The organism is Arthrobacter sp. NPDC057009, assembly GCF_042673905.1.
GTDB lineage: Bacteria > Actinomycetota > Actinomycetes > Actinomycetales > Micrococcaceae > Arthrobacter.
The window spans coordinates 70,676-95,247 of record NZ_JBHUSB010000013.1; the positions used below are offsets into that span (position 1 = coordinate 70,676).

Genomic DNA, 24,572 nt, shown 5'->3' on the forward strand with positions numbered 1-24,572 from the left:
ACGGAAGGACCTCTGATGTCGTCTCCTACACCCAGGATCCAGTTCGACGTGGAACGCCAAGCCGGCCGGGCGCCGCTGCTCATCGTCGAGCACGGCCACGACCCTGTGCAGTGGGCTGAAGAGAACCGTGAGGCGCTGCGTGCGGCGGTTGATGAGCACGGCGCCGTCCTGGTCCGCGGCCTGGGCCTCCGTGATCCAGCCGAAGTGGCCGATACCTTCCAACGGCTGATTTCAGGCGGCCTCATGCCGGACCGGGAGGCTTTCGCCGCCAGGCAGCCCTACCTGGACGGCGTGTACTCATCCCTGACGTGGCCCGCGAACCAGCCTATGTGCATGCACCACGAGCTCAGCTACGCGCTTGAGTTCCCCGGCCTGATGCTCTTCGCCTGTCTTCAGGCACCGAGCGCCGGCGGGGTGACCGGTGTGGCGGACGCCCGCACCGTGCTCGATGCCATACCGCCGGACATCCTCCGCCGGTTTGAAAGCGAGGGGTGGCTGCTCGCCCGCAGCTACAACGAGGACATCGGTGCCTCCTATGAGGAGGCGTTCGGGGTCTCGGACCGCGCGGACGTCGAGAGCTACTGCCGGGCGCACGGGATCGAGTTCGAGTGGCAGCCCGACGGAGAGCTGCGCACCCGGCAACGGCGCCCCGCCGTGGTCCGGCACCCGGCGACCGGCCAACGCTGTTGGTTCAACCAGGTTGCGTTCCTGAGCGAATGGACGATCGCACCCGAGGTGCGGGAGTACCTGGTGGACGTCTACGGTCCAGATGGGCTGCCATTCAACACCCGCTTCGGCAATGGCGAGCCGATCGGCGAGGAAATCATTGCCCTCCTGAACGAGGTCTACGAGGCCCACACCCTCCGCACCCCCTGGGAGACGGGGGACCTCATGCTGGTCGACAACATCGGCATGGCCCACAGCCGCGAGGCCTATGAGGGGCCCCGGGAGATTCTTGTCGGCATGGCCGAGCCGCAGAACATTTTCGATCTCGATAACCACAACGAGGATGGTGCACTATGACAGAGCTTGCCACTACCCCAGTCGCAGCGGCCGCAGAACCAAAGACGGTTCCGCCCTTCGCGGTAATTGCAGGGACCCAAGTGCAGCAGGTGCTCCAGGGCCGGGAGAAGCAGATCGTCGAACTTGTCGAGCAGACCTACCGGGTGCATGCAGCCGGAGACTCGGTGAACCCGCCGTCCTATTTCCTGCGCTTCCCGGACCGGCCCACCTCGCGCATCATCGCCCTGCCGGCCTCGATCGGCGGACAGGTGGAGGTTGACGGCATTAAGTGGGTCTCCAGCTTCCCGGACAACGTGTCGTCGGGGATTCCGCGCGCCTCAGCGGTGTTGATCCTCAACAACCGGGAAACGGGCTACCCCTTCGCATGCATGGAGGGCTCCATCATCAGTGCCTCCAGGACGGCTGCATCGGCCGCCGCGGCTGCGGACTGGCTCAGCCGGGGACGCGGGCGTCCCCGGCGTATCGGATTCTTCGGCGTTGGCCTCATTGCCCGCTACATCCACACCTTCCTGAAGGCCACCGACTGGTCCTTCGACGAGATCGGGGTGTTCGACCTCTCGGGTGAGAGTGCCGAGGGTTTCAAGGGCTACCTCGAGCGCAGCGGGACCGGAGCCCGGGTGACCGTGCACAACGGCCCCGAGCAGCTGATCAGGAGCAGCGACCTGGTCGTGTTCGCCACGGTGGCGGGCCAGCCGCACGTGCACGATACGACGTGGTTCGCGCACAACCCGCTGGTGCTGCACGTGTCCCTGCGCGATCTGGCCCCTGAGATCCTGCTTGCGTCGACCAACATTCTCGACGACGTCGACCACTGCCTGAAAGCCGGGACATCGGCCCATCTCGCGGAGCAGATGGTCGGCAACAGGGACTTCGTGGACGGCACCCTGGCCGACGTCATGGACGGCAAGGTCTCGCCGCCGGACGACCGGCCCATCGTGTTTTCGCCGTTCGGCCTTGGCGTGCTCGACCTGGCAGTGGGCAAGTACGTCTACGACGAACTTGCCCGCAGCGGCCAGCTCCGGACGGTCGAGGACTTCTTTTCCGAGTTGCGCCGGTATGGCTAACCCTGCGACGCAACCCATCCATCGGTACGCACCCACCGAGGAGTGACACAATGCTCTCGTTACCACAAATGCTAGGGAATGTGTCCAAGGCCTACACCCAGTCGCCTGATGACTGGGCACGGTCAGTCACCGACGTCCTGCGCGACGCCGCGATTTACCACCAGGCCGGAAACGGCTTCTATCGCGCCCAGTGTGACGCGTTGGGAGTCGATCCCACCGCGATCAATGACATCAACGACTTGCAAGCGCTGCCACTGTTGCCGGTTGGCTTGTTCAAGCGTCCCGACGCCCGGGTGCTGCTCACCTGCTCCCTGGCCGACGTCGAGACCGAAACCCGCTCCAGCGGAACCCGCGGTGTCCCGTCCGTCGCCCCCCGCAACAGCGAGACATTGACCCTGGCGCTGGTCGGCCTGATCGGCACCTACCGGGAGTTCTTCAGCCTGTCCGGGGGCGCGGGACTTTTCTTGAATCCGTCGGACCCGGAAGCTTCGGAGATGGGACTGCTCAAGGACCTGAACATCCTGAACAGCGTCTTCGACCACCACACATATCTCGTTGCCGACGAGGCGTTCGACGCCGGGCAGGCCCTGGGGGAACTGCGCCGGTGGAAAAGCCATATGACGCGCCACATCATCGGTCCGCCGTTCCTCATCGGCCAACTGCTCCGGTTCCTCGAGCGGGAGGAGATCAATCTGCGCCTGGACCCGTACAGCATGATCATCACTCTCGGCGGCTGGAAGCGGCACACCGACGAGGCCATCCCTGACGAACGCTTTCGGGAGCGGTGCCACGACTTGCTCGGCGTGCGCGCGGAGAACGTGCGCGACATGTACGGGCTGATCGAGTCGAACATGCTCGCTGTCGAATGCCACCTGCATCGCAAGCACGTCCCGCCGTGGTGCTACATCTCCATCCGGGACCCTGGCCAGGACGGCAAGGAGCTCGCCCCGGGGCAGACCGGCACCATCGCCGTCCTGGACGCCCTCAGCACCAGCTACCCCGGTTTCCTCCTCACCGACGACATGGGCGACGTCGCGACCGGCACCTGCGGGTGCGGCAGAACAGGCCAGGTCATCAACTTCCGCCGACGGGGGCCGGACGGCGGGCTTGGCCACTGCCCTGTCAGCATCGGGCGCTACCTCGGTGCGGGCACCGCCGTCGCTGAGGCGCCGGCTCTCGTGAAGGCCTGATTTCGGCGCCTCAGCAGGAACCGGTACCGACGATGGTCAGTCAGATGCATGAAGTGACGACGGGCGGCAGCATGCCGCCCGCAGTGCAGACCGACCCGGCCGCGAATGTGCGGGCCGGCGTTACAGTCTATTTTCTGGGTGGCGAGCAGAACCTGCTCTACGTTGAGGTCAACGGGCAGTGGGTGGAATACGTCAAATCCGCCCCGACGTTGGAGGATCAGAAACCGGTAGCCCAAGCGCCGCTGACCCAGCCAATTCCGTACACGGACACAAGCCAGAATGCCCGGCCAAGCCCTGATGCCTGGCCGGGCCCTGTCCACTGGGCCGGTTACACCTGCCACAGTCCCGACGAATTGACGCGGGACCGCAAGCGCCGGGTCTACTTCGATCCCGCCACGAGGCCGGATCTGTTGTCCGCGGGGAACGGTGGGACGCCCGCGCTGCCCTTGCCGGTCCTGGAGCTTGCCGGGCACCACGAGGACACAGCACCGTGGCTCGATCCTGACACAGGGGAGCGCTTCTCCTCGGAGCAGGCCAGCATGGTCCTGAAGCTGCTGAGGTACGCCCCGCGTAAGTCATCTACGGCTCTGGCTGGTTGGCAATACACTGCCCGTCTCAGAGCCGGTTAGCTCCGGTCACCCGGACCACCGCAGTGCCGGTCTCGTCCGAGGCCGCAAGATCCACCTCCGCGGAGATGCCCCAGTCGTGGTTGCCCGCGGGGTCATCGAAGATCTGCCGGACCTTCCAGACGCCGGGCTCCTCGGTGATGATGAGCAACCCCGGCCCCCGTGCGTCTGGGCCGGTGCCGATGTCGTCATGCTCGTCGAAGTAATCGTCCAGCGCGTCTTCCCAGCGGTCGGCATCCCAGCCGGCGTCGCCGTCGAGCTCTCCGAGGGCAGTGGCGTCCTCGTCGGCGAAAAGCTCCACGCGCCGGAACATTTCGTTCCGCACCATGACCCGGAAGGCCCGGATGTTGGACGTGAGCGACGGCGGCGGGGGAGGCGGTGCGTCGTGCGGCGTGGGTGCCGCACCCGAGGTCAGCTCCTCCCATTCGTCCAGGAGGCTGGAATCCACCTGCCGGACCAGCTCACCCAGCCAGGCGACCAGGTCCTCGAGGTCCTCCCGCAGCGCGTCCTGCGGCACGGTCTGCCGGAGCGCCTTAAAACCGTCCGCAAGGTACCGCAGCACGATGCCCTCGGAACGGGCCAGGCCATAGAACTGCACGAACTCACCGAAGTTCATGGCGCGCTCGTACATGTCCCGGATGACCGACTTGGGTGCCAGTTCGAAGTCGCCCACCCACGGCGCCGCCTTCCGGTACACCTCGAAGGCCTCGCCGAGGATTTCCGCGAGCGGCTGGGGATAGGTGACCTCGTCGAGCATGGCCATCCGCTGGTCATACTCGATGCCGTCTGCCTTCATGGCAGCCACAGCTTCGCCGCGTGCCTTCTTCTGCTGCGCGGAAAGGATCTGCCGCGGCTTCTCCAGCGTGGCCTCGATCACTGAGACCACATCGAGTGCGTAGGACGGCGACTCGGGGTCCAGCAGGTCCAGGGCGGCCAAAGCGAACGGGGACAGCGGCTGGTTCAGCGCGAAGTTCGGCTGCAGGTGGACGGTCAGGCGCACCGTACGGCCGTCCGTCCCCTGCTCCGCAACCGGGATGCGCTCCACAACCTCGGCCGCCAGCAACTCCCGGTAGATGCCCAGCGCCTTCTTCATGAGGCGCAGCTGCGAGGGCCGGCCTTCGTGGTTTTCGGTGAGGAGGCGGCGCGCCGCGGCGAACGGGTCGCCCGGCCGCTCCATCAGGTTCATCAGCATCGCATGGGTCACGGTGAAGCTGGAGCTCAGCGGCTCCGGAACCGACTCCACCAGCCTGTTGTACGTCGGCTCACCCCAGGACACGAACCCCTCGGGCGGCTTCTTCTTCACCACCTGGCGCAGCTTCCGCTGGTCATCGCCGAACTTGGCGGTGGCCTTGGCCATCGCCTTCACGTTCTCCACGACGTGTTCGGGAGCCTGGACCACCACGGTGCCGGCGGTGTCGTAGCCGGCCCGGCCGGCCCTTCCGGCTATCTGGTGAAACTCACGGGAGTTAAGCAGGCGGGTGCGTACGCCGTCGTACTTGCTCAGTGCGGTGAGCACGACGGTGCGGATGGGCACGTTGATGCCCACGCCCAGCGTGTCCGTGCCGCAGATGACCTTGAGCAGGCCGGCCTGGGCCAGCTGTTCCACGAGCCGGCGGTACTTGGGCAGCATGCCCGCGTGGTGGACGCCGATGCCGTGCCGGACCAGGCGGTTCAACGTCTTGCCAAAGCCCGCGGCGAAACGGAAGTTCGCGATGAGCTCTGCGATCCTGTCCTTCTCCTCGCGCGTGCACATGTTGATACTCATCAGCGTCTGTGCGCGTTCAATGGCTTCCGCCTGGCTGAAGTGCACCACGTAGACCGGGACTTCCCTGGTGCCCAGCAGCTCCTCGAGCGTCTCGTGGACGGGCGTCTCGCGGTAGTAGTAGTGCAGCGGGATCGGGCGTTCGGCTGAGCTGACAGTAGTGGTGGTCCGGCCCGTCAGTTCGGTCATGCCGGCCTCGAAGCGGCTGACGTCGCCCAGCGTGGCGGACATCAGGAGGAACTGTGCCTGCGGAAGCTCCAGCAGCGGAACCTGCCAGGCCCAGCCGCGCTGCGGATCGGAGTAGAAATGGAACTCGTCCATGATGACAGCGCCCAGTTCGGCCGCCGCACCTTCACGCAGGGCGGTGTTGGCCAGGATTTCGGCCGTGCAGCAGATGATCGGGGCGTCCTGGTTAACCCCGGAGTCGCCGGTGATCATGCCGACGTTCTCCGCCCCGAAGATCTCGCAGAGGGCAAAGAACTTTTCGGACACCAGGGCCTTGATGGGGGCGGTGTAGTAACTGCGTTCGCCGCGGGCCATCGCCTGGAAATGGGCCGCTATGGCAACCAGGGACTTGCCCGAGCCGGTGGGCGTTGCGAGGATCACGTTGGCGCCGGAGGCCAGCTCCATGATGGCCTCGTCCTGGGCCGGGTAGAGCTGCAGGCCGCGGCTTTCGGTCCACTCCACGAAACGCTCGTACAGCGTGTCCGGGTCCGCGCCGGTCCCGGTGGTGATCCGTGCGGACGGGGCGGGGAGCTGTTCAACGAGTTTCATTGCTTTCCAGCTTAGTGCCAGCGCGTCCCTGAACGGTTTCGTGCCGACCCGGCGCTAGGCTCGCACTGCCAGGACAATGCACCTGTCCGGACCGTTCGACCGAGGAGGCCATGTGTGGGATCCCGCCCAATACGTTCAGTTCGGGGACTACCGGCAGCGCCCCTTCTTTGACCTGACGGGCCGGGTCCTCGCCGATGCCCCGCGGGAAGTGGTGGACCTGGGCTGCGGCCCCGGCAGCCTGACGGCCACACTCGCGGCACGGTGGCCGTCCGCGCGGGTGGTGGGAGTCGACTCCTCCGCGGAGATGCTGGCCACGGCCGAACAGCACCGGCAGTCCGCGCCTGGACTGGAGTTCACCCTCGGGGACATCGCTTCCTGGTTGCCTTCCGAAGACACGGACGTGGTGGTGAGCAACGCTGCCCTGCAGTGGGTTCCCGGGCACCCGGAGCTGCTGGCCGGCTGGCTGAAGGCGCTGAAACCGGGCGCGTGGTTCGCCCTCCAGGTGCCGGGCAACTTTACTGCGGCGTCCCACACCCTGATGCGGGAGGTTGCCGAGTCGCCAAAGTGGGCCGGCAAGCTCGCCGGCGTGCTCCGCCACGACGAAGCGGTGGCGCCGCCCGCCCGCTACCTGGAAATCATGCTCGACGCCGGATGTGCAGCGGATGCGTGGGAGACCACCTACCAGCAGGTGCTCACCGGTGAAAACCCGGTGCTGGACTGGGTGCGGGGCGCAGGCCTGCGGCCCGTGCTGGCAGCGCTGTCCCCGGATGAAGCGGCCGGGTTCGAGGCCGAATACGGCGCCCGGCTGGCAGCCGCCTATCCGGCCACAGCGCACGGCACGGTATATCCGTTCCGCAGGATCTTCGCGGTAGCCCGGAAGCTTTAGGGCAGCTGCTCCCGCCGCGCGGGCCATACCCGCGCGGTCCCATGTGATCTGGCTTACAATGGCCAAGCGGTTATTGGGGACCGGCCTGGGCTCCCGTACGCCCTGGCGATGGAGGAGGTGCGGTGCTGATTGGCTTAATGCTCCGCCTCCTCGGTGAGCACCGGGCCGCTGTTTGGGCGATTATCGTGCTGCAGGTGGTGCAGACAGCGGGAAACCTGCTGCTGCCGACCCTGAATGCCAGCATCATCGACGACGGGATCCTCGCCGGCCAGCCCGGGGTGATCCTGGCGCTCGGCGGCTGGATGCTGGTGCTGACCGCCATGCAGGCCGCCGCAGCCCTGGGCGCCGGGTACCTCGGGGCCGGCGTCGCCATGAAGATCGGCCACCGCCTGCGGCGGGAGTTGTTCTCCCAGGTCCAGGCCATGTCTTCGCAGGAGATCGGGACGTTCGGCACGCCCAGCCTCGTCACCAGGACCACCAACGATGTCCAGCAAATCCAGACCTTCGCCGTCCTGGTGTTCACCATGCTCGCCGCGGCGCCGGTCATGGGCATCGGCGGCATCATCCTGGCCGTCCAGCAGAACGCGGCCCTGTCCGCCGTCGTGATTGTCATAGTCCCGGTGCTGGTGCTCATCATGTACCTGATCGTGCGCCGCCTCATCCCGCTCTACCGCCAGGGCCAGGCACTCATCGATAACATCACCCGGATCCTGCGCGAACAGATCATCGGCGCGAACGTCATCCGCGGCTTCGTCCGGCAAAAGCATGAGGTTGCGCGCTTTGCGGAAGCGAACCGGCGGCTGACCCGGAACAACCTCCAGTCGGCGCTCCTGGTCGCGGGCATGCTTCCGATGATCATGATCGTGGTGAACCTCTCGTCCGTGGCGGTGGTCTGGTTCGGCGGGCACCTGATCAGCAGCGGCAGGATGGAAGTGGGCGCCCTGACGGCCTTCATCGCCTACATCCTGCAGATCCTGCTGGCCATCATGATGGCCATGTACGTGTTCAGCACCGCGCCGCGCGCTGCCGTCTGCGCCGAACGGATCCAGGACGTCCTTGACGTGGCGCCGGCTCTGGCAGTGGCCAAAGGGGCGGAGGCAGCGCCGCCCGCCTCGGCAGCGGCGCCGGCCTCCTCCGCCGTGCCGGGCTCGGCCGTCGTGCCGGGCTCGGCAGTGGCCGCCGGGGCGGAGCCAGCGCCGGAGCCGGCAGCCGGCGGGGGAGTCCAGTTCAGCCACGTCTGGTTCGCCTACCCCGGGGCGGAGTCACCCGTCCTGGCCGACATCTCCTTTTCAGCCTGGCCGGGCACCACCACGGCCATCATCGGTCCCACAGGCAGCGGCAAGACCACGCTGCTGAACCTCCTGCCGCGGTTCCTCGACGCCACAACCGGTGAGGTCCGGTTCGGCGGCGCCGATGTCCGGACACTTCAGCCCGGCCGGCTGCGCCAGCGGATTTCGGCGGTGCCGCAGCACTCCTACCTGTTCGCAGGCACCGTGGCGAGCAACCTGCGGATGGCCGCGCCGGACGCCACCGAGGACGACCTCTGGCAGGCCCTGCAGCTGGCGCAGGCCGAGGACTTCGTCCGCGCGTTCCCGGACGGTCTCCAGGCCGCCGTCGCGCAGGGTGGGGCCGGGCTTTCGGGCGGGCAGCGGCAGCGCCTATGCATCGCCCGCGCGGTGCTCCGCAGTGCGGACCTCTACCTTTTTGACGACAGTTTTTCCGCCCTGGACTATGCCACCGAGTCCGCGGTCCGGCAGGCGCTGGCACCCAGGCTGGAAGCAGCCACGGTGCTCATGGTGGCCGAACGCATCCCCAGCATCATGGACGCGGACCGGATCCTGGTACTGGAGGAAGGCCGGCTGGTGGCACAGGGGACCCACGCCGAACTGCTCGCAGTGTCGCCCACCTACCGGGAAACCGCAGAATTCCAGCTGGCCCTGGATGAACAGCCGTGAAAAGCGGGCGCCCATGAAGGGCACGCACGCAGCCAAGCGCACCACCGGCAGCTTTGTGCCGGCGGCCAAACGCCTCCTGGGACTCCTGCGCCCCTCAAGGCGCAGGATGACCGTGGCGATCGCGGCCACCTGCGGTTTCGCCGCCCTCAACGTGACGGCTCCCAAGCTTCTCGGTGACGCCACCGACCTCGTCGTGGACGGTTTCATACGCGGCACATTCGACGCCGGGAAGCTGGCGGCCCTGCTTGGCGTGGTCGCGCTGATGTATGTCGGCACCTCGGTCTTCAACTGGGTCCAGGGAGCCCTGACCGCACAGGCGGTGCAGCGGCTTGTCTTCCGCCTCCGCGCCGCAGTCGAGGACAAACTGCACCGGCTGCCGTCGTCGCACTTCCATGAGCAGGCCAGGGGCGATGTCCTCAGCCGGGCCACCAACGATGTCGACAACATCTCCCAGGCGCTCACCCAATTGCTCACGCAGCTGATCATGTCCGTTCTGATGCTGTGCGGCTCGCTGGCCATGATGCTGTGGATCTCGCCGCTGCTGGCCGCCATTGCCCTGATCTCGGTTCCGGTTTCCACGCTGATAACGGTGTACATGGCCCGCCAGTCGCAGACCTACTTCGCGGCCCAGTGGGCATCCACCGGGGAGCTGAACGCCCACGTCGAGGAATTCATCACCGGGCACGAGGTCATCAAGGCGTTCGGGCAGCAGGACGCGGCGTCGGCCGTATTCGGCCGCGGCAACGACCGGCTGGCGCGCACCAGCGCACGCGCCCAGTTCGTGTCCGGAGCGGTGCAGCCGCTCATGGTCTTCGTCGCCAATATCAACTACGTGGCGGTGGCCGTCGTCGGCGCCCTGCAGGTGGCGGCGGGAGCCATGACGATCGGCGGCATCCAGGCCTTCATCCAGTTCAGCCGCCTGTTCACCCAGCCCATGGGGCAAATCGGCGGCATGCTCACCCTGATGCAGTCCTGCGCCGCCTCGGCCGAGCGTGTGTTCGCCCTGCTTGACGAGCCCGAGATCCCGCGCGAGGACGGCGTTCCGGCCGGCCAGGTGCCCCCATCCGGCCAAGGGAACCTGTCCGCCCAAGGGAGCCTGCGCGGCCGGATTGAGTTCGAGGACGTGACCTTTGCCTACACCCCCGGGGCTCCGGCGGTCAGCGGGCTGTCCTTCTCCGTCCTCCCGGGACAGACCGTGGCCATCGTGGGACACACCGGTGCCGGCAAGACCACGGTGGTTAACCTCCTCATGCGCTTCTACGAACCGGATTCGGGGCGCATCACCATCGACGGCACGGACATCGCCACCGTGCCGGTGGACTCACTGCGGTCCAATTTCGCCGTGGTCATGCAGGACGTGTGGCTGTTCAGCGGCACCGTGCGCGAAAACATCGAGTATGGCTGGCCGGGCGCGGACGACGACCGCATCCTGGCAGCGGCCGAGGCCAGCCATGTGGACCACTTCGTGCGGTCGCTGCCCGCCGGCTACGCAACGGTCCTGGGCGACGACGGCGATTCGCTGAGCCAGGGCCAGCGGCAGCTGATCACCATCGCCCGGGCCCGGCTCGCCGACCGCAGCGTCCTCATCCTGGACGAGGCAACAAGCTCGGTGGACACCCGCACCGAGGTGCAGATCAAACTTGCCATGAACCGGCTGAGGCAGGGCCGGACGAGCTTCATCATTGCCCACAGGTTGTCCACCGTGCGCGACGCTGATCTAATTCTCGTCATGGATCACGGACGCATTGTTGAACAGGGGACGCACAGCAGCCTGCTGTCCGTGGACGGCCACTACAGGCACCTGTACGAGGCCCAGTTCCGCGGTGTGGACCGCGAACTTGGGGCAATCCGCCGGCCCCGCGGCCGGCACGCCGCAGGCCAGCAGCGCTACCGGGAGCTGGGCCTGTGACCGGCGGAGATGCCTTCCCCGGGCAGTGGAAGCCGAACACCGGCAGCTCCGTGGCCCTCTTTGAGCAGCTGCGGCTCTACGTGATCGAACAGGCGGACCAGGGCAAGCTCGCCCCGGGCACCAGGCTGCCGGCAGTGCGGACCCTGGCCGGGACCCTCGGCGTCGCACCCCACACCGTGGCCCGGGCGTACAAGGAACTCGAAGCCGCGGGAGTCGTCGCCACGAAGGGCCGCAACGGAACGGTTGTCTGCGCCCGCGACGAACGGTGGGGGGCGTTGTCCGAGGCCGCAGCAGAATATGCGGCAGCGGCAAAATCACAGGGAGCCACATTCGCGCAGGCAGTACATCTGCTGGCGGCCGCCTACGACGCCGACTAGCGGACGTGGCGTAGCACACCCGCGTGGATATTCGAAGAAGTTTTCGACTAGCATTAGTGGGTGCCTAAAGCCGTAGCTGAAGAAACCGCTGTCGCCCCCTCCGCCGTCGTCCCCTTAAGCCCCGCCAAACCGGCGCGCCCGGACCTTTCCCGGCTGGTGGTCAAGGGCGCACGCGAGCACAACCTGCGCAACGTCGACCTCGACCTGCCGCGCGATGCCATGATCGTCTTTACGGGCCTGTCCGGCTCCGGCAAGTCCTCCCTGGCCTTCGATACCATCTTCGCCGAGGGCCAGCGCCGCTACGTCGAATCGCTCTCGGCCTACGCCCGGCAGTTCCTGGGCCAGGTGGACAAGCCCGACGTCGACTTCATCGAGGGCCTGTCTCCGGCGGTCTCGATCGACCAGAAGTCCACCAGCAAGAACCCGCGCTCCACCGTGGGCACCATCACTGAAATTTACGACTACATGCGTCTCCTGTGGGCACGTGTAGGCCGGCCGCACTGCCCGGTGTGCGGCGAGCCCGTGATCAAGCAGACCCCGCAGCAGATCGTGGACCAGCTGCTCGAGCTGGAGGACGGCACCCGTTTCCAGATCCTCGCCCCGGTTGTGCGCGGGCGCAAGGGTGAATTCGTGGACCTCTTCAAGGAACTGACCGCCAAGGGCTATTCGCGCGCCCGGGTGGACGGCGACCTCATCCAGCTGAGCGATCCGCCCAAGCTTGGCAAGCAGTTCAAGCACACCATCGAGGTGGTGGTGGACCGGCTCGTGGTCAAGGAAGGCATCCGCCAGCGGCTGACGGATTCCATCGAGACGGCGCTGGGCCTCGCCGAGGGACGCGTCCTGGCTGACTTCGTGGATCTCGACGCCGACGATCCCCACCGCACGCGTGCCTTCTCGGAGAACCTGGCCTGCCCCAACGAGCACCCGCTGGCCATCGACGAGATCGAGCCCCGGTCGTTCTCATTCAACAACCCCTTCGGCGCCTGCTCGGTCTGCAGCGGCATCGGCACCCGGCTGGAAGTGGATGAGGAACTCATCATTCCCAACCCGGAGCTCGCGCTGGAGGACGGAGCGATCGCCCCGTGGTCCCTCGGCACCGCGACCACCGAATACTGGAACCGGCTGCTCGGCGGACTCGCCCTGGAGCTCGGGTTCTCCATGAGCACGCCGTGGCAGGACCTGCCCAAGGACGTCCGGCAGACCGTCCTGCACGGCAAGGACCACAAGGTTGTAGTGCAGTACCGCAACCGCTTCGGCCGGGAGCGCAAGTACAGCACCGGCTTCGAGGGCGTGGTGCAGTATGTGCACCGCAAGCACACCGAAACCGAGTCCGACTACGCCCGGGACCGGTACGAGGAATACATGCGGCAGATCCCCTGCCCCGCCTGCGACGGTGCGCGGCTGAACCCGGCGTCGCTCTCGGTTCTCATCAATGGCAAGTCCATTGCCGACGTCGCACGACTGCCCATGCGTGAATGCGCAGCATTCCTGGACAACCTCGTGCTGACCGGCCGAGAGGCGCAGATTGCGCACCAGGTCCTCAAGGAGATCCAGGCCCGCCTGACCTTCCTGCTGGACGTGGGCCTGGAGTACCTGAACCTGGAACGCCCCTCCGGCACGCTCTCCGGCGGTGAAGCCCAGCGCATCCGCTTGGCCACCCAGATCGGCTCGGGCCTCGTGGGCGTCCTCTACGTCCTGGACGAGCCCTCCATCGGACTCCACCAGCGGGACAACCGGCGCCTGATCGAAACCCTGACCCGGCTGCGGGACCTGGGCAACACGCTCATCGTGGTCGAGCACGACGAGGACACCATCCACGAAGCGGACTGGATCGTGGACATCGGCCCGGGCGCCGGCGAGCACGGCGGGCAGGTGGTCCATTCCGGGTCCTACAAGGAACTCCTGGAGAACACGAAGTCCCTCACCGGCGACTACCTCTCCGGCCGGAAGAGCATCGACGTCCCCAAGAAGCGGCGCAAGTACGACAAGAAGCGCGAGCTGAAGGTGGTCGGCGCGCGCGAAAACAACCTCGTCAACGTCGATGCCGCCTTCCCCCTGGGCCTGTTCACCGCCGTGACCGGCGTCAGCGGCTCCGGCAAATCCACCCTGGTCAACGAGATCCTGTACAAGGTGCTCGCCAACAAGCTCAACGGCGCCAAGCAGGTGGCCGGCCGCCACCGCACCGTTCAGGGCCTCGAGCACCTCGACAAGGTGGTCCACGTGGACCAGAGCCCGATCGGCCGCACCCCGCGGTCCAACCCGGCCACGTACACGGGCGTGTTCGACCACATCCGGAAGCTCTTCGCCGAGACCACCGAGGCCAAGGTCCGCGGCTACCTTCCCGGACGGTTCTCCTTCAACGTCAAGGGCGGCCGCTGCGAAGCCTGCTCCGGTGACGGCACCCTGAAGATCGAGATGAACTTCCTGCCGGACGTCTATGTTCCGTGTGAGGTCTGCCATGGCGCCCGGTACAACCGCGAAACCCTCGAGGTGCACTACAAGGGCAAGACCATCGCGGACGTGCTGAACATGCCCATCGAGGAGGGTGCCGAGTTCTTCGCGGCTTTCTCCCCGATCGCGCGCCACCTCAAGACGCTCGTGGACGTCGGCCTCGGATACGTCCGGCTGGGCCAGCCCGCCACCACGCTGTCCGGCGGTGAGGCGCAGCGCGTCAAGCTGGCAGCCGAACTCCAGAAACGGTCCAACGGGCGCAGCGTCTACGTCCTGGACGAGCCCACCACCGGGCTCCACTTCGAGGACATCCGGAAGCTGCTCATGGTGCTGCAGGGGCTCGTGGACAAGGGCAACACGGTCATCACCATCGAGCACAACCTCGACGTCATCAAGAGCGCCGACTGGATCGTGGACCTGGGCCCCGACGGCGGCTCCGGCGGCGGCCGCATCGTGGCCTCTGGTACGCCCGAGCAGGTTTCCAAGTCGTCCGAAAGCCACACCGCCAAGTTCCTGGCCGAGATCCTCGGATAAGGCGCGCGTCGCGCGCTCCAGCCACAGCGATGGCCCGCCAGATCGACCGGCGGGCCATCGCTGTTTCCCGGGTCCCCCCGTCGTTCTCCGAAACTCTTCAGCAGCGGCGGAAGTATGCCTTGGATGGCATACGAGTTTGAGCAGGCGTGCCGCCATGAGAAACTAAGCCGGTGACTTCAACAACAGTGCCCGTGATCTTCGACCTGGACGGCACTCTTGTCGATCCGGCCGGCGGGATTACAGGCGGAATTGCCGCGGCCCTCCGAGAACATGGACTTCCCGTTCCGAGCCAGGACCTGCTGGATGCCATGGTGGGCCCCAAGCTGAGCGACTCCCTGCTGAACGTGGCTGCTGTTCCGCCGGCCATGCTTAAGGCGGTCATCCGGACCTACCGGATGCACTACCTTGACGTCGGCATCGCCCAGAGCCGCCTGTACCCGGGCATTGTCGAGCTGCTGGACGAGTACGTGGAAGCGGGACGCCCCGTGGCAGTGGCGACGCAAAAGCCTGAAGGCCTCGCGAACATCGTGCTTGAGCACCACAGGATCGCACGCCAGTTCCTCGCTATCAGGGGCTCGGCCGCGGACGAGACCGCAGCGGCAGCTGGCCCGGTCGGCAAAACCGGCATCATCGCCGCTGCCATGGCGTCCCTCCACACGCAGCACGCCGTGATGGTGGGCGACCGTGCCCAGGACGTGGCAGGAGCACTGGCCAACGGTCTCGACTGCATCGGCGTGAGCTGGGGTTTTGCGCCCGACGGCGAACTGGAGGAAGCGGGAGCCGTGGCGGTCGTGCACAGCACCGACAGCCTGCGCGCCAAGGTCGAGGAACTGGAGAACGTCCGTACCGCAGCCATGAGCGAGGTGCGCAACGATGGAGCTGTTTGACGGAGTCCGCTGGACCACGCGCACCCTCATCTCCGGCACCTGCCGGCCCACCGTCATCGGGCTCGAGAATGTGCCCAAGAACGGGCCGTTCATTGTGGCGCCGAACCACCTGTCCTTCCTGGACAGCGTGATCGTCCAGGCGCTCATGCCCCGGCCCGTGGCGTTCTTTGCCAAGGCTGAATACTTCACCACCAAGGGCCTCAAAGGGCGCGTGATGAAGTCCTTCTTCACCGCCGTCGGTTCCATTCCCGTCGAACGCGGCGAGCAGGCCGCGAGCGTGCAGGCCCTCAAGACGCTCCTGGACATCCTCGAGGACGGCAGGGGCATCGGCATCTATCCCGAGGGCACCCGGTCCCGCGACGGGATCCTGTACCGCGGCCGGACCGGTGTCGGCTGGCTGGCCCTCACCACGGGGGCGCCGGTCATTCCGGTGGGACTGATCGGCACCGAAAAGCTGCAGCCCGCCGGCCGCAACGCCGTCTCGCCCCAGCACTTCACCATGAAGGTGGGGGAGCCGCTCTACTTCGACAGGACCGGCCCCGACCACTCCCTCCCCGCGCGGCGCCAGGTGACCGACAAGATCATGGACGCCATCGCCGAGCTCAGCGGCCAGCAGCGCTCCACCAGCTACAACCAGAGCAAGGTCATCGAGTAGGCGCTGGCGACCTGCCGGCGGCAATCGGCACCTCCCCGGCTCAGTAGACTGGAAACGTGGCAGATCCATCGAGTTATAGGCCCCAGACGGGTGAGATTCCGACCAATCCGGGTGTTTACAGGTTCAGGGATCCCCACGGGCGGGTCATCTACGTCGGCAAGGCCAAGAACCTCCGGTCGCGGCTGAACTCGTACTTCGCGAACCCGGCCGGGCTGCTTCCCAAGACCCATGCCATGGTGTACGCGGCCAGCAGCGTCGAGTGGACCGTGGTGGGCAGCGAGCTGGAATCCCTGCAGCTGGAATACACGTGGATCAAGGAATTCAAGCCGCGGTTCAACGTGGTGTTCCGGGACGACAAGACCTACCCCTACCTTGCCGTCACCATGGGCGAGAAGCTGCCGCGCGTGCAAGTCATGCGCGGCGAGCGGCGCAAGGGCACCCGTTACTTCGGCCCGTACACGGCCGGTGCCATCCGGGAAACCATGGACACTCTGCTCCGGGTCTTTCCCGTGCGCAGCTGCAGCGCGGGAGTCCTGAAGCGGGCGCAGGCCAGCGGCCGGCCCTGCCTGCTGGGCTACATCGACAAATGCTCGGCCCCCTGCGTTGGCCGTGTCACGCCCGAGGAACACCGCGCCCTGGCCGAGGACTTCTGCGCCTTCATGGGAGGCGAGGCCAAGCGGTTCATCGCGCGGCTCGAAAAGGAGATGGGGGCCGCCGTCGCCATCCTTGACTACGAACGCGCCGCCCGCCTGCGGGATGACATCACCGCCCTCAAGAAGGTCTTCGAACGGAACGCCGTGGTGCTCGCCGAAGACACCGACGCCGACGTTTTCGCGCTGCACGAGGACGAACTCGAAGCGGCCGTCCAGGTGTTCCATGTCCGGGGCGGCCGGGTCCGCGGCCAGCGCGGCTGGGTTGTCGAGAAGGTGGAGGACTTCACCACCCCCGACCTCGTCGAACACCTCCTCCAGCAGGTCTACGGCGAGGACGCCGAGATCCAGGGCCGGCTTCCCCGCGAAGTCCTGGTGCCCGTTGAGCCGAGCAACGCACAGGATCTTGCGGCGTGGCTCGGCGGAATCCGCGGCGCCAAGGTGGACATCCGCGTTCCACAGCGCGGTGACAAGGCCGCGCTCATGTCCACGGTCCGGGATAACGCCGAGCACGCGCTCCGGCTCCACAAGACCCGCCGGGCAGGTGACCTGACGGTCCGGTCGCAGGCGCTGCAGGAACTGCAGGAAGCGCTGGAACTGCCCGTCCCGCTGCTGCGCATCGAGTGCTTCGACGTCTCCCACGTCCAGGGCACCAACGTGGTGGCGTCCATGGTGGTGGTGGAGGACGGGCTGCCCAAGAAGTCCGACTACCGGAAGTTTTCCATCACCGGGGCCGCTGCCACGGATGACACGGCTGCGATGCATGACGTGCTGACCCGGCGCTTCCGGCACTACCTCGTGGACAAGACCGCCCAGGTTGAGACGGCGGAACTGGTAGCCACCCCGGCGGCCGGGGCCAACGGCTCGGCCTTGGCTTCCGGGAGCGCCGCGGACGCTGCGCTGGCTGACACCACCACACCCGCACCCAAAGCCAAGTTCGCCTACCCGCCCAACCTCGTGGTGGTCGACGGCGGCAAGCCCCAGGTCAACGCGGCCGCCCGGGCCCTCGAAGCTCTGGGCATCGACGACGTCTACGTCGTGGGCCTCGCCAAGCGCCTTGAGGAGGTCTGGCTGCCGGACAGCGACTTCCCCGTCATCCTGGCGCGCTCTTCGCAGGGCCTCTACATGCTCCAGCGCATCCGCGACGAGGCCCACCGGTTCGCCATCTCGTTCCACCGGCAAAAGCGCGGCAAGGCGATGACCGTCTCCGCCCTCGACGGCGTACCCGGGCTGGGCGATTCCAAGCGGAAGGCCCTGCTCGCGCATTTTGGTTCCGTCAAGAAGATCAAGGCCGCAACGGCAGAGGAACTGACGGCTGCCAAGGGCGTCGGGCCGGCGCTGGCCGCGGCCATCGTCACGCACTTCAGTCCCGCAGGAGCCGGCGGTGCACCTGAAGACGCCGTTCCGGCGATCAACATGACCACCGGTGAAGTGCTGGAAACTTAGCCCGCACCCGGAAACTTGGTTAGGGTAAGTACGGGAAATCGGCGTGTGCCGCAAACAGCAACCGCGCAGGAACTGCACGCGGGAGGCAACAGCAGGAATGAGGCTGGAATCAATGGCAGAGTCGACGGCGGAGTCCAGCACGGAAGAGGACGGCCTGACACCGGTCAAGCCCGCCGAAGCGGAACTGCTCATCGTGACCGGAATGTCCGGCGCCGGCCGCAGCACCGCCTCCGATGCGCTGGAGGACCACGGCTGGTACGTCGTCGAGAACCTGCCGCCGCAGATGCTGGGAACCCTCGCCGAACTCGTCTCCCACGCCCCGCAGTCCATACCCAAACTCGCCGTGGTCATGGACGTGCGCAGCAAGGCCCTGTTCGCCGACATCCGGGCGGCACTGCGCGCCCTCGAAGCCAGCGGCGTCACCTTCCGGGTCCTGTTCCTCGATGCCAGCGACGACGTCCTGGTGCGCCGCTTCGAGCAGGGCCGGCGCCCGCACCCGCTGCAGGCCGGTGGCCGGATCCTTGACGGCATCGCCGCGGAGCGTGAGGTCCTCAAGGAGCTCCGCGACTCCTCGGACCTGGTCCTGGACACCTCGGCCCTGAACGTGCATGGGCTCGCCACGGCGATCACCGAGCTGTTCACCGAGACCGGCCCCATCGCGATACGCCTGAACATCATGAGCTTCGGCTTCAAGTACGGCCTCCCGGTGGACGCGAACTACGTCGCCGATGTCCGGTTCATCCCGAACCCGCACTGGGTGCCGGCGCTCCGGCCGCACACCGGCCTGGACCAGGACGTCAGCGACTACGTCCTGGGCGCCGAAGGCGTTCCCAACTTCGTGGAACGCTACGTCCATGCCCTGGAACCCGTCCTGGAGGGGTACCGGCGGGAGAACAAGCACTACGCCACGATCGCCGTCGGCTGCACGGGCGGAAAGCACCGCTCGGTGGCTGTGGCCATGGAGCTCTCCAAGCGGCTCGCGCAATATCCGCGGGTGACCGTGACCACGACGCACCGGGACCTGGGCCGCGAGTAATGGGTGTTCTTACCGGCCCGCTGCCCCTGATTCCACCGGCCGGCCTGACCGGTTCCCAACAGGCCAAGGGACCCACCGTCGTCGCGCTCGGCGGCGGCCACGGCCTGTCGGCCTCCCTCTCGGCGCTGCGACTGCTGACCTCCGAACTGACGGCGGTGGTCACCGTGGCGGACGACGGCGGTTCCTCCGGCCGCCTGCGCGAGGAGTACGGCGTCCTTCCGCCCGGTGATCTCCGGATGGCCCTGTCCGCCCTGTGCGACGACACCGACTGGGGACGCACCTGGCGCGACGTCATGCAGCACCGCTTCCAGTCCGCCCGCGGCGGCGCCTCCCTCGACGAGCACGCCATGGGCAACCTGCTCATCGTCACGCTCTGGGAGCTTCTCGGGGACGCGGTGGCCGGCCTGAAGTGGGCCGGTGCCCTGCTCGGCGCCCGCGGCCAGGTGCTGCCCATGTCCACCGTTCCGCTCACCATCGAAGGCGATGTGCGCGTAACAGCCCCGGATGGCACCAGCACAGTCACCACCATCACGGGGCAGGCACGCTGTGCCGTGGCGGGGTCGCTGGAAAGCGTCCGTCTGCTGCCGGGCCAGGCCCCCGCCTGCGTTGAGGCCCTGACCGCGATCGAGCTCGCCGACTGGGTGGTGCTCGGCCCGGGTTCCTGGTACACCTCCGTGCTTCCGCACCTGCTGCTGCCGGAAATGCGGCAGGCGCTCTGCGATACGCCGGCCAAGCGCTGCCTCACCATGAACCTCGCCATGGACACCAAGGAAACCTCCGGCATGTCCGCCGCGGACCACCTTCACGTCCTGCGCGAGTATGCCCCGGAATTCAATGCGGACGTGGTGCTTGCGGACCCGGCCTCGGTTTCGGACCTGGCCGAGTTCGAGCGGGCCGCCGGGATGATCGGCGCCGAGGTTGTCTTGGGTAGAGTAGGGGCTTCGGGCCGGGGTCCGGTCCACGATCCCTTGCGGCTGGCTACGGCCTACCAGGATATTTTCGGGAACAGTTAGGAAAGGTGCCATGGCACTGACAGCATCAGTCAAGGAAGAACTCTCCCGCCTGGATATCAAGAAGTCATCAGTCCGCAAGGCTGAGGTCTCGGCCATGCTCCGCTTCGCCGGGGGACTGCACATCATCTCGGGCCGGATCGTCATCGAAGCCGAGGTGGACCTGGCCTCCACCGCCCGGCGCCTGCGCGCCGCGATCGCCGAGGTCTACGGCCACCAGAGCGAGATCATCGTCGTGTCCGGCAGCGGGCTGCGCCGCGGCAGCCGATACGTGGTCCGCGTCGTCCGCGACGGCGAGGCGCTGGCCCGGCAGACCGGCCTTCTGGACGGCAGGGGCCGGCCCGTGCGCGGGCTGCCGTCCGTCGTCGTCAACGGTTCAGCCGCCGACGCCGAAGCGGTGTGGCGCGGCGCCTTCCTGGCGCACGGCTCCCTGACCGAACCCGGGCGGTCCTCGTCCATGGAGGTCACCTGCCCCGGGCCGGAATCGGCCCTCGCGCTGGTCGGCGCGGCGCGCCGCCTCGGGATCCAGGCCAAGGCCCGTGAGGTCAGGGGAGTGGACCGCGTGGTGATCCGCGACGGCGATACGATCGCCGCGCTGCTCACCCGGATGGGCGCACACGACGCCCTCATGGTCTGGGAAGAGCGGCGCATGCGCAAGGAAGTCCGGGCCACCGCGAACCGGCTCGCCAACTTTGACGACGCCAACCTCCGCCGCTCCGCGCAGGCCGCCGTGGCAGCCGGCGCCCGCGTGGACCGGGCCCTGGAAATCCTCGGCGACGACGTCCCGGACCACCTCAAGTACGCCGGCGAGCTCCGGGTGGCCCACAAACAGGCCAGCCTTGACGAACTTGGCCGGCTCGCCGACCCGCCCATGACCAAGGACGCCATCGCCGGACGCATCCGCCGGCTGCTGGCCATGGCGGACAAACGCGCCGCGGATCTCGGCATCCCGGGCACGGATGCCAATGTGACGCCGGAAATGCTGGACGAGTAAACGGCGCCCATAGAATCAAGACCAGGTGGGGGACGTTGCTGCCGCCACCGGAGTTTTCCGGATGACCCGTCATCCGGGATGCACAATCCGAGAGTTAGCAAAACCGGACAACCTGTCCACGACATTGGAGGATTTTGTGACCGAGTACGTTCTGCCCGAACTCAGCTACGACTACGCAGCGCTCGAGCCCCACATCTCTGCACGGATCATGGAGCTGCACCACAGCAAGCACCACGCCGCGTACGTGACGGGCGCCAACAACGCGCTGGCCCAGCTGGCCGAGGCGCGCGAAAAGGGCGACTTCGCCAACATCAACCGTCTTTCCAAGGACCTGGCCTTCCACACCGGCGGCCACGTCAACCACTCCGTGTTCTGGAACAACCTCTCCCCGGACGGAGGCGACAAGCCTGAAGGTGAGCTCGCCGCCGCCATCGACGACGCCTTCGGTTCGTTCGATGCCTTCCGCGCCCAGTTCTCCGCAGCCGCCCTCGGCCTGCAGGGTTCGGGCTGGGGTTTCCTGGCCTACGAGCCCATCGGCGGCAACCTCGTCATCGAGCAGCTCTACGACCAGCAGGGCAACGTCGCGCTGGGCACCACGCCGCTGCTGATGCTGGACATGTGGGAGCACGCCTTCTACCTGGACTACGTCAACGTCAAGGCCGACTACGTCAAGGCGTTCTGGAACATCGTCAACTGGGCAGACGTCTCGGCCCGTTTCGCCGCGGCCCGCGCCAACGCAACCGGCCTCATCACGCTTTAAGCGCGATACCCGAATGTGTGACCCGAAGTACATATTGCAGTAACAAATCTCACATTCGGCGTCATTAGGCTCAAATCATGGACGGTCTGCCCCCGCACTTGCGGGGGCGGACCAACTTAAACGTAAGATAGATCACGGAAGGCGGTTAGCCTTCAGCAATGAGGCTGGTCGCCCTCCGATCTGAAAAATATCTTGCCCAATGGCGTGCGGGATCTGTTAGTTGGCTTTTAGCCCGCTCAACTAGTTGTGCTTCCCAAGCACAAAGGAGATTGAAAAGTGACGACCCGTATTGGTATCAACGGCTTTGGCCGGATCGGCCGCAACTACTTCCGCGCAGCACTGGCCCAGGGTGCGGACCTTGAGATCGTTGCCGTCAACGACCTCACCAGCCCCGAAGCGCTGGCCCACCTGCTCAAGTACGACTCCGTCGGCGGTCGCCTGACCGAAACCATTGAGGTGAAGGAAGGCAACCTGGTCGTCAACGGCAACGCCATCAAGGTCCTCGCCGAGCGTGACCCCGCAAACCTCCCCTGGAAGGACCTCGGCGTCGACATCGTCATCGAGTCCACCGGATTCTTCACGAAGGCCGCTGCCGCCAAGAAGCACATTGAGGCCGGCGCCAAGAAGGTCCTGATCTCCGCCCCTGCCTCGGACGAGGACATCACCATCGTTATGGGCGTGAACGACGGGCTGTACGACAACGAGAAGCACCACATCATTTCCAACGCTTCCTGCACCACCAACTGCCTCGGCCCGCTCGCCAAGATCGTCAACGACAACTTCGGCATCGAACGCGGCCTGATGACCACCGTGCACGCCTACACCGCAGACCAGAACCTGCAGGACGGGCCGCACAACGACCTCCGCCGTGCCCGTGCAGCCGCCATCAACATGGTTCCCACCTCCACCGGTGCCGCCAAGGCCATCGGCCTGGTCCTGCCGGAGCTCAAGGGCAAGCTGGACGGCTACGCCATCCGCGTTCCCGTCCCCACCGGCTCCGCCACCGACCTCACCGTCACCGTCTCCCGCGAGACCACCGTCGAAGAAGTCAACGCCGCGCTCAAGAAGGCTGCCGAGTCCGACGAGTGGCAGGGCATCCTGACCTACACGGACGCCCCGATCGTTTCCTCCGACATCGTCGGGGACCCCGCCTCGTCCATCTTCGACTCCGGTTTGACCAAGGTGATTGGCAACCAGGTCAAGGTTGTGTCGTGGTATGACAACGAATGGGGCTACTCAAACCGCCTTGTGGACCTCACGGAGCTTGTCGCCGCAAAGCTGGGCTAGGGTTAGCTACATGACATCTCACACCCTCAACGAACTGATCGCTGAAGGTGTCCGCGGGCGGTACATTCTGGTTCGAAGTGACCTGAATGTGCCGCTCGACGGCTCTACAGTGACTGACGACGGCCGCATCCGGGCCTCACTGCCAGTGCTGGGAAAGCTCACGGACGCCGGTGCCCGCGTGCTGGTTACAGCCCACCTTGGCCGCCCCAAGGGCGCCCCTGAAGACAAGTACTCCCTCAAGCCGGCGGTGACCCGCCTGGCCGAGCTGGCCTCCTTCCCGGTCTCCCTCGCGGAGGACACGGTGGGACCCTCGGCCAAGGAGCAGGCAGCATCGCTGCAGGACGGCCAGGTCCTGGTGCTCGAGAACGTGCGGTTCGACGCACGCGAGACCAGCAAGGACGAGGCCGAGCGCGGCGCCTTCGCGGATGAGCTGGTGGGACTCACCGGCAGCAACGGCGCGTTTGTAAACGACGCCTTCGGCGCCGTGCACCGCAAGCACGCCAGCGTTTACGACGTCGCCACCCGGCTGCCGTCCTACCTCGGCGACCTTGTGGGAACCGAAGTGGAAGTCCTCCGCAAGCTGACCGCAGACACCCAGCGTCCCTACGTCGTGGTCCTGGGCGGGTCGAAGGTATCGGACAAGCTCGCTGTCATCGACAACCTGCTCGGCAAGGCTGACACCATCCTGGTGGGCGGCGGCATGCTGTTCACGTTCCTGGCAGCGGCGGGCCACAAGGTGGCCGGCAGCCTGCTGGAAGAGGACCAGATCCCGGTCGTCCAGGACTACCTCAAGCGCGCAGCGGACGCCGGCACGGACTTCGTGATCCCCACGGATGTGGTGGTCGCCGCCAAGTTCGCAGCCGACGCCGACCATGAAACGGTCAGCGCCGACGCCATCGAAAGCAGCAGCTTCGGCACGCAGGGCATCGGCCTGGACATCGGACCTGAATCCGCCGCGGCGTTTGCCAAGCAGATCAAGGGCGCCAAGACCGTGTTCTGGAACGGACCGATGGGCGTGTTCGAGTTCGAGGCGTTCTCCGCAGGCACCCGGGCCATCGCCCAGGCGCTGACGGAGACGGACGCGTTCACCGTCGTCGGCGGCGGCGATTCCGCGGCTGCCGTCCGGACCCTCGGCTTCGCCGATGACCAGTTCGGCCACATTTCCACCGGCGGCGGCGCCAGCCTGGAATACCTTGAAGGCAAGGAACTTCCCGGCCTGAGCGTTCTGGACCGCTAACAGGACACCAGCCGGCAGGGTACCTTCCGCACCGTGCTTCACTTGGACGTACGGGGGAG

Annotated in this window: 19 protein-coding genes; 18 read left to right on the top strand and 1 reads right to left on the bottom strand. The window is 66.7% G+C overall.

Annotation, left to right across the window (positions count from 1 at the left end):
• The first annotated feature begins 15 nt into the window (after positions 1-15).
• From ACFTR6_RS14560 to ACFTR6_RS14575, 4 genes are all read left to right on the top strand, one after another.
• Positions 16-1,023 carry a TauD/TfdA family dioxygenase gene (locus ACFTR6_RS14560; RefSeq protein WP_377958420.1) on the top strand — a complete coding sequence of 336 codons (1,008 nt, stop codon included), beginning with the start codon at positions 16-18 and terminating at the stop codon, positions 1,021-1,023.
• Positions 1,020-2,087, top strand: a complete 1,068-nt coding sequence (gene sbnB / locus ACFTR6_RS14565; RefSeq protein ID WP_087873415.1) for a 2,3-diaminopropionate biosynthesis protein SbnB — start codon at positions 1,020-1,022, stop codon at positions 2,085-2,087. Before ACFTR6_RS14560 ends, sbnB begins: the two co-directional genes overlap by 4 nt.
• A 68-nt stretch (positions 2,088-2,155) precedes the next feature.
• Complete coding sequence (locus ACFTR6_RS14570; protein ID WP_377958421.1) at positions 2,156-3,277, top strand: acyl-protein synthetase; 1,122 nt, start codon at positions 2,156-2,158, stop codon at positions 3,275-3,277.
• Positions 3,278-3,321: 44 nt separating this feature from the next.
• Positions 3,322-3,906: a hypothetical protein gene (locus tag ACFTR6_RS14575; protein ID WP_140416543.1), complete on the top strand. Its 585-nt coding sequence runs from the start codon at positions 3,322-3,324 to the stop codon at positions 3,904-3,906.
• Here ACFTR6_RS14575 and ACFTR6_RS14580 read toward each other — a convergent pair.
• Complete coding sequence (locus ACFTR6_RS14580; protein ID WP_377958422.1) at positions 3,893-6,439, bottom strand: DEAD/DEAH box helicase; 2,547 nt, start codon at positions 6,437-6,439, stop codon at positions 3,893-3,895. The genes ACFTR6_RS14575 and ACFTR6_RS14580 overlap by 14 nt on opposite strands.
• A 76-nt stretch (positions 6,440-6,515) precedes the next feature.
• Between ACFTR6_RS14580 and ACFTR6_RS14585 the strand changes: the two genes are divergently transcribed.
• The 14 genes from ACFTR6_RS14585 to ACFTR6_RS14650 all read left to right on the top strand — a co-directional run bounded on the left by ACFTR6_RS14585 (position 6,516) and on the right by ACFTR6_RS14650 (position 24,513).
• Positions 6,516-7,325 carry a trans-aconitate 2-methyltransferase gene (locus ACFTR6_RS14585; RefSeq protein ID WP_377958423.1) on the top strand — a complete coding sequence of 270 codons (810 nt, stop codon included), beginning with the start codon at positions 6,516-6,518 and terminating at the stop codon, positions 7,323-7,325.
• A gap of 122 nt (positions 7,326-7,447) precedes the next feature.
• Positions 7,448-9,280, top strand: coding sequence for an ABC transporter ATP-binding protein (locus ACFTR6_RS14590; protein WP_377958424.1), 1,833 nt, complete (start codon positions 7,448-7,450; stop codon positions 9,278-9,280).
• Positions 9,281-9,293: 13 nt separating this feature from the next.
• Positions 9,294-11,189 (top strand): ABC transporter ATP-binding protein, encoded by a 1,896-nt coding sequence (locus ACFTR6_RS14595; protein WP_377958425.1) that lies wholly within the window; start codon positions 9,294-9,296, stop codon positions 11,187-11,189.
• A complete protein-coding gene (locus ACFTR6_RS14600) occupies positions 11,186-11,566 on the top strand; it encodes a GntR family transcriptional regulator (protein ID WP_076803217.1) in 381 nt (126 codons plus the stop codon). The genes ACFTR6_RS14595 and ACFTR6_RS14600 overlap by 4 nt, the downstream gene beginning before the upstream one ends.
• A 60-nt stretch (positions 11,567-11,626) precedes the next feature.
• The gene (uvrA, locus tag ACFTR6_RS14605; protein WP_377958426.1) at positions 11,627-14,551 is read left to right on the top strand and encodes an excinuclease ABC subunit UvrA; all 2,925 of its coding nucleotides are present in this window, start codon (positions 11,627-11,629) and stop codon (positions 14,549-14,551) included.
• Positions 14,552-14,721: 170 nt separating this feature from the next.
• On the top strand, positions 14,722-15,438 hold the full coding sequence (locus tag ACFTR6_RS14610) for an HAD hydrolase-like protein (RefSeq protein WP_377958427.1): 717 nt from the start codon (positions 14,722-14,724) through the stop codon (positions 15,436-15,438).
• Complete coding sequence (locus ACFTR6_RS14615; protein WP_377958428.1) at positions 15,425-16,093, top strand: lysophospholipid acyltransferase family protein; 669 nt, start codon at positions 15,425-15,427, stop codon at positions 16,091-16,093. The genes ACFTR6_RS14610 and ACFTR6_RS14615 overlap by 14 nt, the downstream gene beginning before the upstream one ends.
• Before the next feature lie 56 nt (positions 16,094-16,149).
• Complete coding sequence (gene uvrC, locus ACFTR6_RS14620) at positions 16,150-18,189, top strand: excinuclease ABC subunit UvrC (RefSeq protein ID WP_377958429.1); 2,040 nt, start codon at positions 16,150-16,152, stop codon at positions 18,187-18,189.
• A 112-nt stretch (positions 18,190-18,301) separates the two neighbouring features.
• Positions 18,302-19,225: an RNase adapter RapZ gene (rapZ, locus tag ACFTR6_RS14625; RefSeq protein WP_076803889.1), complete on the top strand. Its 924-nt coding sequence runs from the start codon at positions 18,302-18,304 to the stop codon at positions 19,223-19,225.
• The gene (yvcK, locus tag ACFTR6_RS14630; RefSeq protein WP_076803208.1) at positions 19,225-20,238 is read left to right on the top strand and encodes a uridine diphosphate-N-acetylglucosamine-binding protein YvcK; all 1,014 of its coding nucleotides are present in this window, start codon (positions 19,225-19,227) and stop codon (positions 20,236-20,238) included. Before rapZ ends, yvcK begins: the two co-directional genes overlap by 1 nt.
• Positions 20,239-20,248: 10 nt before the next feature.
• Complete coding sequence (gene whiA, locus ACFTR6_RS14635) at positions 20,249-21,229, top strand: DNA-binding protein WhiA (RefSeq protein WP_076803206.1); 981 nt, start codon at positions 20,249-20,251, stop codon at positions 21,227-21,229.
• A gap of 136 nt (positions 21,230-21,365) precedes the next feature.
• Positions 21,366-21,989 carry a superoxide dismutase gene (locus ACFTR6_RS14640; protein WP_076803204.1) on the top strand — a complete coding sequence of 208 codons (624 nt, stop codon included), beginning with the start codon at positions 21,366-21,368 and terminating at the stop codon, positions 21,987-21,989.
• 276 nt (positions 21,990-22,265) lie between these two features.
• Positions 22,266-23,276, top strand: a complete 1,011-nt coding sequence (gene gap / locus ACFTR6_RS14645) for a type I glyceraldehyde-3-phosphate dehydrogenase (protein ID WP_076803202.1) — start codon at positions 22,266-22,268, stop codon at positions 23,274-23,276.
• Between the two features lie 10 nt (positions 23,277-23,286).
• Positions 23,287-24,513, top strand: a complete 1,227-nt coding sequence (locus ACFTR6_RS14650) for a phosphoglycerate kinase (RefSeq protein ID WP_076803200.1) — start codon at positions 23,287-23,289, stop codon at positions 24,511-24,513.
• The last annotated feature ends 59 nt before the right edge of the window (positions 24,514-24,572 follow it).

Excerpts from the sequence above, each read along its gene's own strand:
- ACFTR6_RS14570 (WP_377958421.1), top strand. The coding sequence starts at position 2,156 with ATGCTAGGGAATGTGTCCAAGGCCTACACCCAGTCGCCTGATGACTGG.
- ACFTR6_RS14585 (WP_377958423.1), top strand. The coding sequence starts at position 6,516 with ATGCACCTGTCCGGACCGTTCGACCGAGGAGGCCATGTGTGGGATCCC.
- yvcK (WP_076803208.1), top strand. The coding sequence starts at position 19,225 with ATGGGTGTTCTTACCGGCCCGCTGCCCCTGATTCCACCGGCCGGCCTG.
- ACFTR6_RS14595 (WP_377958425.1), top strand. The coding sequence starts at position 9,294 with ATGAAGGGCACGCACGCAGCCAAGCGCACCACCGGCAGCTTTGTGCCG.
- sbnB (WP_087873415.1), top strand. The coding sequence starts at position 1,020 with ATGACAGAGCTTGCCACTACCCCAGTCGCAGCGGCCGCAGAACCAAAG.
- rapZ (WP_076803889.1), top strand. The coding sequence starts at position 18,302 with ATGGCAGAGTCGACGGCGGAGTCCAGCACGGAAGAGGACGGCCTGACA.
- ACFTR6_RS14575 (WP_140416543.1), top strand. The coding sequence starts at position 3,322 with ATGCATGAAGTGACGACGGGCGGCAGCATGCCGCCCGCAGTGCAGACC.
- ACFTR6_RS14650 (WP_076803200.1), top strand. The coding sequence starts at position 23,287 with ATGACATCTCACACCCTCAACGAACTGATCGCTGAAGGTGTCCGCGGG.
- whiA (WP_076803206.1), top strand. The coding sequence starts at position 20,249 with ATGGCACTGACAGCATCAGTCAAGGAAGAACTCTCCCGCCTGGATATC.
- ACFTR6_RS14580 (WP_377958422.1), bottom strand. The coding sequence starts at position 6,439 with ATGAAACTCGTTGAACAGCTCCCCGCCCCGTCCGCACGGATCACCACC.
- ACFTR6_RS14560 (WP_377958420.1), top strand. The coding sequence starts at position 16 with ATGTCGTCTCCTACACCCAGGATCCAGTTCGACGTGGAACGCCAAGCC.
- ACFTR6_RS14615 (WP_377958428.1), top strand. The coding sequence starts at position 15,425 with ATGGAGCTGTTTGACGGAGTCCGCTGGACCACGCGCACCCTCATCTCC.